At 67.4% G+C, this 16,344-nt stretch carries 18 protein-coding genes; 13 read left to right on the top strand and 5 right to left on the bottom strand.

The window, feature by feature from the left end; genetic code table 11:
• The first annotated feature begins 6 nt into the window (after nucleotides 1–6).
• The 10 genes from BKE09_RS04990 to BKE09_RS04945 all read left to right on the top strand — a co-directional run bounded on the left by BKE09_RS04990 (nucleotide 7) and on the right by BKE09_RS04945 (nucleotide 6,345).
• Nucleotides 7–1,083 (top strand): nitronate monooxygenase, encoded by a 1,077-nt coding sequence (locus tag BKE09_RS04990; RefSeq protein WP_075675017.1) that lies wholly within the window; start codon nucleotides 7–9, stop codon nucleotides 1,081–1,083.
• Nucleotides 1,080–1,862, top strand: a complete 783-nt coding sequence (locus tag BKE09_RS04985) for an aminotransferase class IV family protein (RefSeq protein WP_075675016.1) — start codon at nucleotides 1,080–1,082, stop codon at nucleotides 1,860–1,862. Before BKE09_RS04990 ends, BKE09_RS04985 begins: the two co-directional genes overlap by 4 nt.
• 127 nt (nucleotides 1,863–1,989) lie before the next feature.
• Entirely contained in the window at nucleotides 1,990–2,592 is a 603-nt protein-coding gene (locus tag BKE09_RS04980) for a suppressor of fused domain protein (RefSeq protein WP_075675015.1), read from the top strand.
• 186 nt (nucleotides 2,593–2,778) lie between these two features.
• The gene (gene rpsP / locus BKE09_RS04975; RefSeq protein ID WP_005415733.1) at nucleotides 2,779–3,039 is read left to right on the top strand and encodes a 30S ribosomal protein S16; all 261 of its coding nucleotides are present in this window, start codon (nucleotides 2,779–2,781) and stop codon (nucleotides 3,037–3,039) included.
• A 44-nt stretch (nucleotides 3,040–3,083) separates the two neighbouring features.
• Nucleotides 3,084–3,596, top strand: a complete 513-nt coding sequence (rimM, locus tag BKE09_RS04970; protein WP_010483256.1) for a ribosome maturation factor RimM — start codon at nucleotides 3,084–3,086, stop codon at nucleotides 3,594–3,596.
• A gap of 8 nt (nucleotides 3,597–3,604) precedes the next feature.
• Nucleotides 3,605–4,363 carry a tRNA (guanosine(37)-N1)-methyltransferase TrmD gene (trmD, locus tag BKE09_RS04965; protein ID WP_075675014.1) on the top strand — a complete coding sequence of 253 codons (759 nt, stop codon included), beginning with the start codon at nucleotides 3,605–3,607 and terminating at the stop codon, nucleotides 4,361–4,363.
• 154 nt (nucleotides 4,364–4,517) lie between these two features.
• Complete coding sequence (gene rplS, locus BKE09_RS04960) at nucleotides 4,518–4,919, top strand: 50S ribosomal protein L19 (RefSeq protein WP_005408597.1); 402 nt, start codon at nucleotides 4,518–4,520, stop codon at nucleotides 4,917–4,919.
• An 82-nt stretch (nucleotides 4,920–5,001) separates the two neighbouring features.
• Nucleotides 5,002–5,382 (top strand): DUF6404 family protein, encoded by a 381-nt coding sequence (locus BKE09_RS04955; RefSeq protein ID WP_075675013.1) that lies wholly within the window; start codon nucleotides 5,002–5,004, stop codon nucleotides 5,380–5,382.
• Between the two features lie 79 nt (nucleotides 5,383–5,461).
• Entirely contained in the window at nucleotides 5,462–5,896 is a 435-nt protein-coding gene (locus BKE09_RS04950; RefSeq protein WP_075675012.1) for a DUF1801 domain-containing protein, read from the top strand.
• A gap of 38 nt (nucleotides 5,897–5,934) precedes the next feature.
• Entirely contained in the window at nucleotides 5,935–6,345 is a 411-nt protein-coding gene (locus tag BKE09_RS04945; RefSeq protein WP_075676582.1) for a DUF1801 domain-containing protein, read from the top strand.
• Nucleotides 6,346–6,414: 69 nt separating this feature from the next.
• Here the strand turns inward: BKE09_RS04945 and BKE09_RS04940 are convergent, their stop codons facing one another.
• Nucleotides 6,415–7,875 (bottom strand): MATE family efflux transporter, encoded by a 1,461-nt coding sequence (locus BKE09_RS04940; RefSeq protein ID WP_075675011.1) that lies wholly within the window; start codon nucleotides 7,873–7,875, stop codon nucleotides 6,415–6,417.
• 62 nt (nucleotides 7,876–7,937) lie between these two features.
• Here BKE09_RS04940 and BKE09_RS04935 point away from each other — a divergent pair, with 62 nt between their 5' ends.
• Together BKE09_RS04935 and BKE09_RS04930 are read left to right on the top strand one after the other, a co-directional pair.
• Nucleotides 7,938–8,177, top strand: coding sequence for a hypothetical protein (locus BKE09_RS04935; RefSeq protein WP_075675010.1), 240 nt, complete (start codon nucleotides 7,938–7,940; stop codon nucleotides 8,175–8,177).
• 9 nt (nucleotides 8,178–8,186) lie between these two features.
• Nucleotides 8,187–8,594, top strand: a complete 408-nt coding sequence (locus tag BKE09_RS04930; RefSeq protein WP_049399634.1) for an RNA-binding S4 domain-containing protein — start codon at nucleotides 8,187–8,189, stop codon at nucleotides 8,592–8,594.
• 38 nt (nucleotides 8,595–8,632) lie between these two features.
• Here the strand turns inward: BKE09_RS04930 and BKE09_RS04925 are convergent, their stop codons facing one another.
• From BKE09_RS04925 to BKE09_RS04910, 4 genes are all read right to left on the bottom strand, one after another.
• Nucleotides 8,633–9,235, bottom strand: a complete 603-nt coding sequence (locus BKE09_RS04925; protein ID WP_075675009.1) for a DUF937 domain-containing protein — start codon at nucleotides 9,233–9,235, stop codon at nucleotides 8,633–8,635.
• A gap of 108 nt (nucleotides 9,236–9,343) precedes the next feature.
• The gene (locus BKE09_RS04920) at nucleotides 9,344–10,855 is read right to left on the bottom strand and encodes a catalase (RefSeq protein WP_206120594.1); all 1,512 of its coding nucleotides are present in this window, start codon (nucleotides 10,853–10,855) and stop codon (nucleotides 9,344–9,346) included.
• Nucleotides 10,856–11,181: 326 nt separating this feature from the next.
• A complete protein-coding gene (mutS, locus tag BKE09_RS04915; protein WP_075675007.1) occupies nucleotides 11,182–13,773 on the bottom strand; it encodes a DNA mismatch repair protein MutS in 2,592 nt (863 codons plus the stop codon).
• Between the two features lie 126 nt (nucleotides 13,774–13,899).
• Nucleotides 13,900–14,292, bottom strand: a complete 393-nt coding sequence (locus BKE09_RS04910) for a ribonuclease inhibitor (RefSeq protein ID WP_075675006.1) — start codon at nucleotides 14,290–14,292, stop codon at nucleotides 13,900–13,902.
• Between the two features lie 365 nt (nucleotides 14,293–14,657).
• On the opposite strand from BKE09_RS04910, the gene BKE09_RS04905 reads away from it, so the two are divergent.
• Complete coding sequence (locus BKE09_RS04905) at nucleotides 14,658–16,334, top strand: ShlB/FhaC/HecB family hemolysin secretion/activation protein (protein WP_240502876.1); 1,677 nt, start codon at nucleotides 14,658–14,660, stop codon at nucleotides 16,332–16,334.
• The last annotated feature ends 10 nt before the right edge of the window (nucleotides 16,335–16,344 follow it).

Genomic DNA, 16,344 nt, shown 5'->3' with positions numbered 1-16,344 from the left:
GCCGTCATGCAGAGTTCCGCTGTATCTTCCCGCGTCGAGGCGTTCTGCCGACGCTTCGGCGTTTCCGTTCCGATCCTGCTGGCACCGATGGCCGGCGCCTGCCCCGTACCGTTGTCCGCCGCGCTGGCCAATGCCGGCAGCATGGGGGCGATGGGCGCAGTGCTGTCGTCATCGGCCGATATCGGTCGCTGGATGGACGACTTCCGTGCGACCTCCACCGGCCCGGCGCAAGTGAACCTGTGGGTGCCGGACCCCGCGCCGACCCGTGATGTTGCTGCCGAGGCCGCCAGCCGCGCCTTCCTCGCACAGTGGGGCCCGGACGTGCCGGCGAGCGCTGCCGACGCCACGCCCGCCGACTTCGAAGAACAGTTCGCCGCGCTGCTGGCGGCGCGCCCGGCGGTGGCCTCGACCATCATGGGCGTGCTGCTGCCGCGCCACGTGCAGCAGTTGAAGGACGCCGGCATTGCCTGGATCGCCTGTGCGACCACCTTGTCCGAAGCGCGCGCGGCACAGGATGCCGGTGCCGACGCAGTGGTTGCGCAGGGCGTGGAAGCCGGTGGTCATCGCGGTTCCTTTGACCCGGCAATGGCCGAACGCCAGCTGGTCGGCTTGTTCGCGCTGTTGCCGCGCCTGGCCGATCACCTGCAGATTCCGGTGATTGCCGCCGGCGGCATCGCCGATGGTCGTGGCATCGCTGCCGCACTCACCTTGGGTGCCAGCGCCGTGCAGATCGGCACCGCCTTCCTGCGCACGCCCGAAGCGGCGATCGCCTCGGCGTGGGCCGATGGGCTGGCCGCCAGCGAACCGGAAGACACCTGGCCGACCCGCGCCTTCAGTGGCCGCCTCGGCCGGGGCCTGGCGACCCCCTATGTGCGCGCCGCCGCTGCGGAGGGCGCCCCCGCGCCGCGTCCATACCCGGTGCAGCGCGGGCTGACCGCGCCGATGCGCAGGCAGGCGGTGCAGGAAAATCGCCTGGCGGCGATGCAGGCCTGGGCCGGGCAGTCGGCGTGGATGGCGCCAGCACAGCCGGCCGCCGACGTGCTGCGCGGCATGTGGAGCCAGGCGCAGGCACTGCTGCGATGACGCTGACCTGCAACGGCCGGCCGGCGCAGGTGGAGGATCTGCTGCCGGCGCTGGTGAACTACGGCCACTTCACCTCGCTGCAGGTGCGCGACCACGCCGTACAGGGACTGGACCTGCATCTGGCGCGGCTGTCGCAGGCCACGCGCGAACTGTTCGGCAGCGAACTGGATACGGCGCAGGTGCGGGGTTGGATGGCGCAGGCGCTGCAGCAGACCGGGCTGGCCCATGCCTCGCTGCGGGTGACGGTGTTCTCGCGTCGCTTCGACTTCCGTAATCCGCTGGCGGCCGTGCCGGTGGACGTGCTGGTGGCGGCGTCCGCGCCGGTGGTGTTGGTCGCACCGAAGCGGGTGCGCAGCGTGGTGTGGCAGCGCGAGCTGCCGCAGATCAAGCACGTCGGCACCTTCGGCCTGTTTGCCGAACGTCGCGCGGCGATGGCGGAAGGATTCGACGATGTGCTGTTCGTGACCACCGATGGCGAGGTGAGTGAAGGCAGCACCTGGAACCTGGCCGTTCACGATGGTGAGCGGCTGCTCTGGCCGCAGGCGCCGGCCCTGCGCGGTACCGCCGAGGCGCTGCTGAAGCAGCATTGGCCGGGGGCACAGCAGACGCGGCCGCTGGCACTGGCTGAACTGGACAGTGTGAAGGCCGCTTTTGCCTGCAACGCCAGCGGCCTGTGGGCGCTGGAGGCCATTGACGGGCATGTCCTGGCGGGCTCGCAGGCGCTGGCTGAACAGGGCAGGGCGGTGCTGGCGGCGGTGGCTTGGCAGCCGCTTTCCTGAACGAGGCGCGTGGTTGCCGATCGCTGGGCATAGCCGGACGCTACCTTGAAGCGTTGCAGCCGGTAGCGCCGGGCCATGCCCGGCGGATGCTTCCGCGGCGAACAACACTCAGGAGTTCCAATCAGATATGGGTACGGTCACCGAGCAGCATCGCGCGGTAGCGATGCACGCAATCAAGGTCATGGGCGGTGAGGGGCGGCCCAAGGTCCAGGCCTTTCACGATGATCATCGCCTGCTTTCGGTCGATATCCTCACGACGTTCAGCTCTCCGGAAGCAGGGCTGAAGTCCATCTCGTCCATCGGCCTGTCGGATTCTGTGTTACGTCATGCGGAGGGGCACGAACTGGAAACGCGCGTCGAGCTGTGTGCGTGTGCCGAACAGGACGCGCTGCATTGGGACAACGTCGTCGCCTCGACGGCTTTCGCGATCATGCGTGATCGTGCGGCGGTGCAGCCTGGTAGCGTGATTCCCGGCATCCTGCAGGACTACTTCCCGTCGACCCGGATGCCGCACGTCTATCTGGTGCCGCCCTTCTTCTGGAATGACGCCAGGTTCCCGGGGCTGCAGTTCCCGCCGGTGGCCATCAACTGGCTGCAGTGCATCGCCATCCACGAATCCGAGCGGCAACTTGTCGAGCGGATTGGCGGCGATGCATTTGACGACCTGCTGCAGCGGCACGAGGTAGATGTGCTGGACATGCATCGGGCGCCGGTAGCTGGAGCGCTCTGACGCTATCGGCCCGGGAATCTTGGAGGGGCGGTCGGAGGCCGATCACTTTGCTGAACGAAAGTGGCGAGGCATAGCCCGGCGCTACCGTGAAGATGGATACATCCCGGGGTTGGCTCGGCCGGGCACTGCCGCTATAATCGCCCGCTTACCTCGCCATCCTGGCGACTGGGCAATAGGAAAAACACCATGGTCAAGATTCGACTGACCCGCGGCGGCGCCAAGAAGCGTCCGTTCTACCACATCATCGTCACCGACGTGCGCAGCGCGCGCGACGGCCGCAACATCGAGCGCGTTGGCTTCTACAACCCGGTCGCCCAGGGCGCCGAGAAGCGCATCGAGCTGGACCTGGCCCGCGTTGACCATTGGGTCAAGAACGGCGCCCAGCCGACCGACAAGGTCCGCAACCTGATCAAGGAAGCGACCAAGTCCCAGGCCGCTGCGGCCTGATCCTGACGGGCCACGCTTCGGCGTGGCCCTCTTGGTTGAAGCAGATGAAAGATATCGAGCGCCGCATCCTGCTGGGCAGGGTTGTCGGCGCTTTTGGTGTGCGCGGCGAGATCAAGCTCGAGTCCTGGACCGAGCCACGTTCCGCCATTTTCCGTTACCAGCCGTGGATCGTGCGCAGCCCGTCCGGCGTGGAAACCACGATTGAAGGTGTACGCGGCCGCGACAGCGGCAAGCACCTGGTCGCCCGTTTCCCCGGCGTCGAGGACCGCGATACCGTTGAAGCGATGCACGGCACCGAGATCTACGTGGCCCGCAGTGCGTTGCCGCCGCCGAAGCCCGACGAGTATTACTGGGTGGACCTGGAAGGCCTGGACGTGAAGACCACCGAGGGCGTTGCCCTGGGCCAGGTCTCGCACCTGTTCAGCACCGGCGCCAACGACGTGGTGGTGGTCCGTGGTGACCGCGAGCGGATGATTCCGTTCGTGCAGCCGGACTTCGTCAAGTCGGTCGACTTCGAGGCCAACCTGGTCGTGGTCGACTGGGATCCCGAGTTCTGAGTGTGAGCATGCGTTTCGACGTCATCACCCTGTTCCCCGAGTTCCTCGCCCAGTCCGCTGGACTGGGCGTGGTCGGGCGCGCGCAGGAGAAAGGGTTGTTCAGCCTGCATGGCTGGAACCCCCGTGATTACGCCGAAGGCAACTACCGCCGGGTGGACGACCGTCCGTTCGGCGGTGGCCCCGGCATGGTGATGCTGATCGAGCCGCTGCAGGCCTGCCTGCAGGCGATCCGTGATGCCGATCCGACCCCGGCGCGGGTGATCCATCTCAGCCCGCAGGGTGCGCCGTTGACCCAGGCCAAGGTGCGGGAACTGGCGGCACTGCCGCGCATGGTCCTGCTCTGTGGCCGCTACGAGGGCATCGACGAGCGTTTCCTGGAGGCCAATGTCGACGAGGAAATCTCCCTCGGCGACTACGTACTGTCCGGTGGCGAGCTGGGCGCGGCGGTCATCATCGACGCCGTGGCCCGCCTGCAGGACGGTGCCCTGAACGACGCGGAATCGGCGGCGCAGGACAGCTTCGAGGGCGACCTCGGCCTGCTGGACTGCCCGCACTACAGCCAGCCGGCCCAGCACCCGCTGGGTGACGTGCCGGATGTGCTGCGCTCAGGCAACCACGCGGCCATCGCGGCCTGGCGCCGCCAGCAGTCGCTGGTCCGTACCGCCCAGCGGCGCCCGGACCTGCTGGATGAACAGGCGCTGGGCAAGGCCGACCGCAAGCTGCTGGAGCAGGGCCGTCAGGCCCGGAAACACAAGGCCAGCCCCTAGCGCAGGGCTGGCGATATCGGCTATCATGGCCAATTCCCGTCGGCCCCGGCCGGCGCGCGCAGTACCCAAAACAAACGTGCAGCACAGTCCGGTGACTGCATGAGCCTACGTTGTCGATACGACACGCCCACCCGAACAAGAATCGGTGTAACCCATGAGCAAGCTGAACAAGTCCATCGTCGCGGAATTCGAATCCGCCCAGATCACCCGTGAACTGCCGAAGTTCAGCCAGGGCGACACCGTTGTCGTCAACGTGAAGGTGAAGGAAGGCAGCCGCGAGCGCGTGCAGGCCTACGAAGGCGTTGTCATCGCCACCAAGAACGCCGGCCTGAACTCCTCGTTCACCGTCCGCAAGATCTCGCACGGCTACGGCGTCGAGCGCGTTTTCCAGACCCACAGCGCCATCATCGACTCGGTCGAAGTGAAGCGTCGTGGTAAGGTCCGCGCCGGCAAGCTGTACTACCTGCGTGGCCTGGAAGGCAAGGCTGCCCGCATCAAGGAAGACCTGGCTGCCGCTGCTGCCGCCAAGGCTGCCCGTCTGGCCGAAAAGGCCTGATAAACAACTTCGGTTGTTGCCGCGACGGCCACCTTCGGGTGGCCGTTTGCGTTTCCGGCACCGCATCGGCCACGATCGGGTGATGAACGACATCAACCGGCACTATCCCGCTGTCATCCAGTCGGCGCTGCGCTTCCTGGACGGCAAGGGGCTGGCGCGCGTGCAGTCGGCGCCGCTGCTGCATCGTGTGCTGTGGCGCATGGGCATCGCGCTGCCACCGCCCATCCTGGCCGGCTTCGGCACCAATGCGCTGGTACAGGGCCTGCTGTTCGGGCTGTTCTGGACCGCGCTGATGTGGCTGATGCTGTGGCAGGGCAGCGAGCGCCCGCTGGCCCTGCTGCTGGCGGCCGGACTGTTGGCCGGTGCCCTGTTCGGTGTGGTGATGGCGGCGCTGATGCGCTCGCTGCGCCGCCACCGCAAGCTGCCGGACTGGCGGCAGTTCCGGGCGCGGCAGGCGGACTGATCCGATGGCGCACCGCGCCGTGACCGGCAGGTGCGAGCCGCGCTAGGCTACGGTTTCATCCTGATGGACGTGCCGTGCGATGCCTGCCAAGCGAACCGCACCTTCCGCCGCGCCCACGCTGCTGTCCGGCGGCAATCCGCAGATTGCCAAGGGCGAGGGCGATGCCCCGGTGCAGGCCTATATCGCGGCGATGCCGGACTGGAAGCGGCCGATCGGAGTACAGCTGGATGCGCTGATCGTGCAGGCGGTGCCTGGCGTGCACAAGGCCGTGAAGTGGAATTCGCCGATGTATGCGGTGGCGCCGGGCGCAGGCTGGTTTCTCAGCTTCCATTGCTTCACCCGCTACATCAAGGTGGCGTTCTTCCGTGGCGCTGCACTGACGCCGGTGCCGCCCGAGCCTTCCCGGAGCGCCGATACGCGATACCTGCACATTGCACAGGATGGGGTGCTGGATGAAGCACAGCTCCTCGACTGGGTGCGCCAAGCCGCGGCATTACCCGGCGAGCGCATGTAAGCGCACCGTTCCGATCCCCTTGCCAACGAGAGCCGATGATGGCCACACATGCACCGAACCCTGCCGATGCCGGAACACCGGCGGCCGAACTGATCGACGCGCGCATCGCCGAGCTGGGGGATTGGCGTGGTGAAACCCTGGCACGCGTGCGCGCCTTGATCCATGAAGCGCTGCCGGACGTGCAGGAAACCTGGAAGTGGCGCGGCACACCGGTGTGGGAGCACAACGGCATCCTGTGCACCGGCGAAACCTACAAGCAGGCGGTGAAGCTGACCTTTGCCAACGGTGCCGCGCTGGCGGACCCGAAGGGCCTGTTCAACGCCAGCCTCGAGGGCAACACGCGGCGTGCGATCGACATCCATGAGGGCGCGATGCCCAATGCCGCTGCATTGAAGGCGCTGCTGCGCGCGGCGGCGACGTTCAACGCTGCGAAGAAGAAGAAGCGGTAGAGCCGGCCGCTGGCCGGCTGTTTTGCGATGCTTCCGGAGAGGTGTGAAGTTGCCGGCCAGCGGCCGGCACTACCGCAGCGGCGCGGCATCCGGGTCGGCCACCGGCGAGGGCGGGCAGGCCGGAATCTCCGAGGGCGTGGCCAGTTCTTCGGCGTGCGAGGGCTTGCCCATCATCTTCGCTTTGCGCCAGCCACCCCAGCGGTAATACGCCAGTGACAGCAGCATCGACACCAGCGAGCTGACCGGGAAGCTCCACCAGATCGCATCGGCGCCCCAATACGGCTGCAGCAGTTCGGCGAACGGTACGCGCACGCCCCACAGCGAGCCAGCCAGGATCAGCAGCGGCGGAATCACCGCGCCGGTGGAGCGCACCACGCCGGAGATCACGAAGCTGACGCCGAAGAACAGGAACGAGCCGATCACCACGTGGTTGAGGTGGCGGGCGATGTCCAGCGCCTGGCTGGCCGGTGGCAGGAACAGGGCCAGCAGCTGGCGATCGAACACCACCAGCGGCAGGATCAGTGCACCGGTCAGCAGGAAATTGAACAGCACGCCCTGGCGTGCGGTGCCGCGCACGCGGTCCCAGCGCTGCGCGCCGACGTTCTGCGCGGCCATCGACGAGCATGCCGCACCGATCGCCATCGCCGGCATCTGCAGGTAGTTCCACAGCTGCAGGGCGGCACCGTAACCGGCGCCGGTGTCGGTGCCGTACTGGTTGACCATGGTCATCAGCAGGATCACCGACAGCGAGATCAGCACCATCTGCAGGCCCATCGGCACGCCCTTGACCACCAGCGCCTTGAGGATGGTCATGTCGAGCTTGAACAGGCGCATGTCGGCGCGGCCCAGCCACAGGGTGTGGCGCTTGTGCCGCATGTACAGCAGCAGGCCGGCCAGCGACAGCGTCTGCGCGACCAGCGTGGCCCAGGCCGAGCCGGCGATACCCAGCGCGGGGAACGGCCCCATGCCGAAGATCAGGACCGGGTTCAGCACGATGTCCAGCGCCACCGACACCATCAGGAAACGGAACGGCGTGCGCGAGTCACCGGCACCGCGCAGTGCGGCGGTAAGGAAGGCGAACGCGTACAGCGTCGGCATCGCCAGGAAGATGATCTGCAGGTAGGCCTCGGCCAATGGCAGCGAGGCGGCCGGCGTGCCCATCGCCGCCAGCAGCGGATGGGCCATGAACCAGCCGGCGATGGCGATGATCACCGACAGGCCGATGAAGAAGGTGGCGCTGGTGCCGACCACGCGCCGCGCCTGCGCGATGTCGCGCGCGCCGATGGCCTGTCCGATCAGGATGGTCGAGGCCATGCCGAAGCCGAACACCGAGCCGATCAGGAAGAACATGATGTTGTTGGCGTTCGCGGTGGCGGTCAATGCCGCCTCGCCGAGGAAGCGCCCGACCCAGACCGCATTCACCGAACCGTTCAGCGATTGCGCGATGTTGCCCGCCAGGATCGGCAGTGAAAACAGCAGGAGATTGCGGCCGATCGGGCCGGATGTCAGGTCAAGCGGCGCTTTGGCCATGGAGTGGTGATCGAATCCCGGGAGGCGCACACTAGCACCAAGCCGGTTTGCGGGATGTGGCAATGCATCAACGACTGCAGGTGAAGCGGAGCCTGGCGCTGGCCTTGATCGGCGCCGCACTGGCCGCATGTTCGACAGGTGACCGGCTGGGCGATACCCAGGTGCGGCCGACCGACCGCCCCGAGTGCCTGGTTGGCAGCCAGCGCCAGGATCTGTCTGCCGGCGTACCCACCCTGATCGGGGGCAGCGGTTGCCGCACCGATCCGGACAACCCGCGTCCCCTGAACAAGCCACCGGAGTAGCACGCACCAATGCCCGAGCTTTCCCCGCTGTCGCCCAGTGTCCGCCTGGACATCTGGCTGTGGGCGGCCCGCTTCTTCAAGACCCGCAGCCTGGCCAAGCAGGCCATCGAGACCGGCAAGGTCAGCGTGGCTGGGCAGCGCCCGAAATCCTCACGTGCGGTGCGCGTCGGCGAGCAGCTGCAGGTGGATCGTGGCGAGGAGCATTTCGAGATCCAGGTGCTGGGGCTGAGCGATCAGCGCGGGCCAGCGCCGACGGCGCAGCAGCTGTACGTCGAGAGCGAGGCCTCCAAGGCCCGTCGTGCCGAACAGCGTGCGCTGCGCATCGCCGCACGCGATGGGTTCCAGCCGCCGGAGCACAAGCCGGACAAGCGCGCACGGCGCTTGATCCGCGCGCTGGGCGATATCGACGCGTTGTAGGTAACAGGGCGCCGGACCGGGTCCGGCGCCCGCAAACCTCAGCGCTTGCCGCCGAGCAGGTTGCCACCGAGCTTGAGCAGGTCGCTCATGCCGAACTGGCCGTCGCCGTCCTGGTCCAGCACGCTGCCGAGCAGGCCGCCGGCGATGCCGCCCTGCTGCTGCACCTGCTGCTTTTCCTGGCCAAGGGCCTGGCTGAGCGAGCCGGCATCGGCCTGGCCGCCGCCGAGACGCTGGGCCAGGAAGGCCATCACGATCGGCGCGAGGATCTGCAGCAGCTGGCTGGTACGGCCGCTGTCCAGCTGGGTGGCCTGGGCCAGGCCGGTTTCCACCTTCTGCTGGCTGCCGCCGAAGATGTGGCCGAGGATGCCGGCGCCGTCGCTGGCGGCACCGCCGCTGCCGCCACCCAGCACCGAGCCGAGCACGCTGCCCAGGTCCAGGCCGCTGTGGTTGTTCTGCAAGGCGCCGAGCAGTGCCTGCGCGCCCTGCGGCTGCGAGGCGTTGTTGCCCAGCGCGCCCATCAGCACCGGCAGCGCGGCACTGATCGCGCCGGAAGCCTGGGTATCGCTGATGCCGAGCTGCTGCGACACCTGCTGCAGCGGGGCGCCCTGCAATTTGGCGAGAAGTTCGTCGGTCAGGCTCATCTGCGGAATCCTTGATTGGGGTTGGGCGTGCAGAAGGTACGACGCGGACCGTTAAAACGGCGACGCCGCCTCACGGGGAGGCGGCGTGCCGTTCACGGGGGAGGGCGATCAGAGCTCGATGTCTTCGGCGCCCGGGGTGGCGGTGGGGAAGTCCGCTTCCGGCTGGGCCGGCTTGAACGGATCCGACGGCTGGCTGGCCAGCGCCTTCAGCGCCGCGGCAATGCCGGCACCGTAGGCCGGGTCGGCCTTGCTGCAGTTGTCGATGTGGCGCTGCTTGATGAAGTCCGGCGCATCGCCCAGGGCACGGGCGGTGTTGGCGAACAGGCGGTCCTTCTGTGCCTGGTTGTAGCTGCGGAACAGCGCGCCGGGCTGGCTGAAGTAGTCGGCGTCGTCCTCACGGAAGTTCCAGAAGTCGGCGTCGCCCCGGATCTTCATCGGCGGTTCGCGGTACTGCGGCTGTTCCTGCCACTGGCCGTAGCTGTTCGGCTCGTAGTGCGGCAGGCCGCCGTAGTTGCCGTCCACGCGCATCGCACCGTCGCGGTGGTTGCTGTGCACCGGGCAGCGCGCTGCGTTCACCGGAATCTGGTGGTGGTTCACGCCCAGGCGGTAGCGCTGCGCATCGGAATAGGCGAACAGGCGCGCCTGCAGCATCTTGTCCGGCGACGGGCCGATGCCCGGCACCAGGTTGCTCGGCGCGAACGCCGACTGCTCCACGTCCTGGTACCAGTTGACCGGGTTGCGGTTCAGTTCGAACTGGCCCACTTCGATCAGCGGGTAGTCGCTCTTCGGCCACACCTTGGTCAGGTCGAACGGATGCACGCGGTAGGTTTCCGCGTCCAGCTCCGGCATGACCTGGATGAACAGCTTCCACTTCGGGAAGTCGCCCTTTTCGATCGCGGCGAACAGGTCGCGGCCGTGGCTTTCGCGGTCATGGCCGACCAGGATCTGCGCCTGTGCGTCGGTCAGCGATTCGATGCCCTGCTGGCTGACGAAGTGGAACTTCACCCAGAAGCGTTCGCTGTCGGCGTTGGTGAAGCTGTAGGTGTGCGAGCCGAAACCGTGCATGTGGCGGAAGCTGCGCGGAATGCCGCGGTCGCTCATCACCACGGTCACCTGCAGCAGGGCTTCGGGCAGCAGTGTCCAGAAGTCCCAGTTGTTGCGCGCGCTGCGCAGGTTGGTGTGCGGGTCGCGCTTCACGGCCTTGTTGAGGTCGGCGAACTTGCGCGGGTCGCGCAGGAAGAACACCGGGGTGTTGTTGCCGACCAGGTCCCAGTTGCCTTCTTCGGTGTAGAACTTCAGCGCGAAACCGCGGATGTCGCGCTCGGCGTCGGCGGCGCCACGCTCGCCGGCCACCGTGGTGAAGCGGGCGAACATCTCGGTCTGCTTGCCGACCTTCTCGAACAGCTTGGCGCGGGTGTACTTGCTGATGTCGTGGGTGACAGTGAAGGTGCCGAACGCGCCCGAGCCCTTGGCGTGCATGCGGCGCTCGGGAATGATCTCGCGGTTGAGGTTGGCCAGCTTTTCCAGCAGCCATACGTCTTCCATCAGCAGCGGGCCACGCGGGCCGGCGGTCTTGCTGTTCTGGTTGTCCACCACCGGTGCGCCGAAGGCCGTGGTCATCGGCGTGACCGGGTCATCGCCGTGCTTCTGCTTCGGCGTGGTGCTCAGCTCGCGCTGCTGCTGGGCGCCTTCCTCGGGCGACGGTGCGCTGTGATACGGGCACTTGGCGTTGTTGTTGTCGGACTGGCTCATCGGCTGGCTCCTGGTGGCGGTGAAGACGTGGGTAAACATCTTCACTCGACTTTAGCTATGGCCGGATGAAATGAATAATCGAATGATTCGTTCAGGTTGATAGATTCTGTCAATTGAAACGCAGAATCGGATTTGCAGAGCCTTTCGATGGGCCTCCCGCAAGGTAGGCGGGAGGCCTTGGCCGCGCGCTGCGGTTACAGCAGCGCCTTCAACCGGTACAGGGCTTCCAGCGCCTGCTTCGGCGTCAGTTCGTCCGGGTCGATCGCCGCCAGTGCCTCCTGCGCCTTGCTGGCCGGCGCACTGAACAGGCCGAACTGCTGCGGCGCATCCAGTGCCTGTGGTGCCAGCTCGGCGGCATGGCTCTCACCTCCGCGCTGTTCCAGTTCGGCCAGGCGACGACGTGCCTGCGCTACGGTGGCGCGCGGCAGGCCGGCCAGCGCGGCCACCTGCAGGCCGAAGCTGCGGTTGGCCGGGCCGTCCTTCACTGCGTGCATGAACACCAGCGCCTCACCGTGCTCGACGGCATCCAGGTGCACGTTGGCGATGCCGCTGCGGCCGCCCTCGTGCTGCTCGTCGGCCAGCGCGGTCAGCTCGAAATAGTGGGTGGCGAACAGTGTGTAGCAGCGGTTCTGGTAGGCCAGGTGACGGGCCACTGCGTCGGCCAGCGCGAGGCCATCGTAGGTGGACGTGCCGCGGCCGATCTCGTCCATCAGCACCAGCGAATGAGCGGTGGCGTGATGCAGGATGTAGCTGGTCTCGGCCATCTCGACCATGAAGGTCGACTGCCCGCGGGCGAGGTCGTCACCGGCGCCGATGCGGGTCAGGATGCGGTCGATCGGGCCGATCAGCGCACGGCTGGCCGGCACGAAGCTGCCGATGTGGGCCAGCAGCACGATCAGCGCGTTCTGCCGCATGTAGGTCGATTTACCGCCCATGTTTGGGCCGGTGATGACCAGCATGCGCCGGTCCGGATGCAGGTCCAGGTCGTTCGGTTCGAACGGCTGCTCGCGTACCGCCTCGACCACCGGATGGCGGCCGCGCTCGATCTTCAGGCAGGGCTCGGCCTGCAGCTCCGGGCGCGCCCAGTCCAGCGCCTGCGCGCGTTCGGCGAAGGCTGCCAGCACATCCAGTTCGCTCAGTGCGGCGGCGCACTGCTTCAGCGGTTCCAGCTGCGCGCCAAGGGTATCCAGCAGCTGCTCGTACAGGTACTTCTCGCGCGACAGCGAACGGTCGCGCGCGGACAGCACCTTGTCCTCGAACGCCTTCAGTTCTTCGGTGATGTAGCGCTCGGCATTGGTCAGCGTCTGGCGGCGGGTGTAGTGCACCGGCGCGCGGTCGGACTGGCCCTTGCTGATTTCGATGTAGTAGCCGTGCACACGGTTGTAGCCCACCTTCAGGGTGGGAATGCCGCTGCTCTCGCGCTCGCGCAGTTCCAGGTCGACCAGGAACTGGTCGGCATGGGTGGACAGGCGGCGCAGCTCGTCCAGCTCTTCATCGAAGCCGTCGGCCAGCACGCCGCCATCGCTCAGTTTCAACGGTGGCATCTCGGCGATGGCGCTGGCCAGCAGCTGTGCGCATTCGTCATGTTCGCCCAGCGCGGCATGCAGCGCCTGCAGGCGCGGTGAATCCAGCGGCGCCAGCACGTCGCGCACCGCCGGCAGCAGGCCCAGGCCATCGCGCAGGGTGGAGAAATCACGCGGGCGCGCCGAACGCAGCGCGACACGGGTGAGAATGCGTTCCAGGTCACCGAGGCGGCGGAACTGCTCGCGGATGTCGGCGTCGCTGCCACGGTCGATCAGGGTTTCCACCGCATGGTGGCGTTGTACCAGCACCTCGCGCAGGCGCAGCGGGCGGTGCAGCCAGCGGCGCAGCAGGCGCCCGCCCATCGGCGTGACGGTGCTGTCGAGCACGCCGAGCAGGGTGTTGCGGGTATCGCCGTCGACGCGCGTATCCAGTTCCAGGTGGCGGCGGGTGGCGGCGTTCATCGCAATCGCCTCGCCAGCGGTTTCCATCGCGATCGAGGTCAGGTGCGGCAGGCGCTGCTTCTGGGTTTCCTCGACATAACCGAGCAGGGCGCCAGCGGCAGCGGTAGCGCGCGGCTTGTCATCGATGCCGAAGCCGCTCAGGTCATGCAGCTTGAAGAAGTTCAGCAGCTGGCGGCGGCCGCTGTCGGCGTCGAACAGCCACGGCGCACGGCGGCGCACGCCGGTGCGCTGGCGCAGGAACTCCGGCCAGTTCTCTTCGTCGGGTACCAGCAGCTCGGCTGGCTCCAGTCGGGCCAGTTCGGCTTCCAGCGCGTCGTCGGTCTCCACTTCGTTGACCAGGAAGCGGCCACCGGCCAGGTCGGCCCAGGCCAGGCCGTAGCCCTGCTTCGTGCGCGACAGGGCCATCAGCAGGGTATCGCGGCGCTCGTCCAGCAGCGCCTCGTCGGTGACGGTGCCGGGGGTGACGATGCGCACCACCTTGCGCTCGACCAGGCCCTTGGCCAGCGCCGGGTCGCCGATCTGCTCGCAGATCGCCACCGATTCGCCCAGCGCCACCAGCCGTGCCAGGTAGCCTTCATAGGCATGCACCGGCACGCCGGCCATCGGGATCGGCGCGCCGCCGGAGCTGCCGCGCTGGGTCAGGGTGATGTCGAGCAGGCGCGCGGCCTTGCGCGCGTCGTCGTAGAACAGCTCGTAGAAGTCGCCCATGCGGAAGAACAGCAGCAGGTCCGGATACTCGGACTTGGCTGCGAAGAACTGCTTCATCAGCGGGGTGTGTTCGGCGGACTTTTCTTTGGACATGGGGCTCGTGGATCCGGGGCATCCGTTCGCGCCGGAGGGCGGCGCGGCGGAGCGGGTACAGGGATGCCCATGGTAACTGGTGGGGGCAAGGGCTGCCGCGTTCGCAGGCCTGGGCTGCCGCTTGCTTCAGGCCTGCACCAGTGTGATGTCCGGATGGGCCGCGAAGATCTCCATCACGATCTCGAAGTAGGTCTGCCCCTTGCCGTACTCCAGCGCCGCCAGCTGCTGCTCGATGGCCGCGGTGTTGAATGCGCCGGGATGGGCCAGTTTGGCCTGCAGCCAGCTGCGTGTGGCAGCCACGCCCAATGCTGCGCGGCTGAGTTCGACATCGCGCCAGATGATGGTGCGGGTGGACCGTCCGGCCAGGGCGCCGTACCCGCCGTACAGCAGGTCATCCAGCGCATCCAGGCTGGGCGCCAGCTGCCAGTCTTCGCCGGCCATGAACACGCGGTTGATCTCGGCATAGAGGCCGGCGATGTCGCCGATGGCGGCGCCTTCGATCTGCAGGAAAGTCGTCATGTTCCGACTGTAGCGTCCGCAGGCGAAAGCCGGCGTGCTGAACGACCAGGGTTCGCGCCATGGCCCGAGCGCGCATGCTTCCCGGGCGTTTGCGGTGACGTTCCCCGCAGTCGACTGAATTTGCAATCTTCCCTATAGAAGTTCCTGTGGCGGCCGATACCATTTGCGCCATTCTGCGCGTCGCGCGGCGGCGTGCTGTCGCGTGTGCGCCGGCAGATCCGAATCAAGCCGGCACGTCGATGCCTTGTCCTTTTCCAGACAGAGCGCCCGACGGCCTGCATCAATATCAGGAAAAGACTGTGCGGTCAGGGAAGAAGCAGGCACGACAGGTGTGCCGTGGTGGTGGGTGGGTGGTGTTGCTTGGCATGACCTTCAGTGTTGCCGCCCAGCAGGCCGGTGATCCAGCCGCGCAGGAACTGCTGCGGCAACAGGAACGCGAACGCGTGCTGCGCGAGCAGCAGGAACAACGCCCCGACGTCCGCCTGGAGCGGGATGCGCCGAAGGACGGCGAGCACCTGCCGGCGCGGGAGCAGCCCTGCGTGCGCATTGACCGCATCGCGCTGGAAGGCGACGACAGCCAGCGCTTCGGTTGGGCACTGGCCGCGGCCGACCTGGTGGATGATCCGGCCACCGGCCGTTGCTTGGGGACCGAAGGCATCAACGTGGTGATGAAGCGCGTGCAGAACGCGATCATCGCCCGTGGCTATGTCACCACGCGGGTGCTGTCGGCACCGCAGGACCTCAAGCAGGGCACACTGACATTGTCGGTGGTGCCGGGCCGGTTCCGCGAGGCCGTGTTCTCCGATCCGCAGGGGCGGCATCCGGCCATCGCCAATGCACTGCCGATCCGAAGCGGTGGCCTGCTCAACCTGCGTGACATCGAGCAGGGCCTGGAGAACCTGCAGCGCGTGCCGACCGTCAGCGCCGACATCAAGATCGCGCCGGCTGACGGCGAAGGCGCGGCGCCGGGCCAGAGCGACCTGCAGATCGACTGGACGCAGCGTTCACCGGTACGCGCGAGCGTCACCCTGGACGATGCCGGCAGCCGCGGCACCGGCAAGCTGCAGGCCAACGCGACGCTGTCGCTGGACAACCCGCTGGGCCTGAACGAGCTGTTCTACATCAGTGCCGGCGGTGGCGTGTTCAATGGCCGCGGTAAGCACACCGACAGCTGGACCGCGCACTACGACGTGCCCTACGGCTACTGGTTGTTCGGTGCCACCGCCAGCGCCTACGACTACAGCCAGAACGTGGTCGGTGCCTTTGAACGCTATGACTACAGCGGCCGCAGCCGCAACGCCGAAGCGCGGGTGGACCGGCTGCTGCTGCGCAACGCCAAGGTGAAATTCAGCGCCTACGCGCGCGGCTGGCAGCGCGAGTCGAAGAACTACATCGACGATACCGAAATTGAAGTGCAGCGCCGCCGCACCGCTGGCTGGGAACTGGGCCTGACCCACAAGCAGTTCATCGGCACTGCCACGCTCGATGCCAGCGTGGCCTACCGGCGTGGCACGGGCGCCTTCCACGCCCTGCGCTCGCCGGAAGAGAGGGCGCAGCAGTGGGATCCGACGCTGCCGCTGGAAGGCACCTCGCGGATGAAGCTGATCACCGCCGATGCGCAGTTCAGCGTGCCGTTCCAGCTGGGCAAGCAGCGCCTGCGCTACACCGCCGCATGGCGGGCGCAGTGGAACCGCACGCCACTCTCGCCACAGGACCGTTTCGCCATCGGCGGCCGCTATACCGTGCGCGGTTTCGACGGTGAAAGCTCGCTCAGCGGTGAGCGCGGCTGGTCGCTGCGCAATGATCTTTCGCTGGGCATCGGCGGTGGCCAGGAGTTCTACGTGGCCGCCGACTACGGCCGTATCGGCGGCCCATCCGCGCAGTGGCAGTCCGGCCGTGACCTGGCGGGCATGGCGCTGGGCCTGCGCGGCGGCTGGCAGCAGCTTTCCTGGGATGGCTTCGTGGGCTCGGCGCTGCACAAGCCCGCCCATTTCCCCACCGACTACACCACGTTCGGCTTCAGCCTGGCCTGGCGCTACTGATCTGCCACAA

This window comes from Stenotrophomonas sp. TD3 (genome assembly GCF_001939825.1).
Classification (GTDB): domain Bacteria; phylum Pseudomonadota; class Gammaproteobacteria; order Xanthomonadales; family Xanthomonadaceae; genus Stenotrophomonas.
Note: the sequence above shows the minus strand (reverse complement) of the source record. Positions and strands in the feature narration are given on the sequence as shown.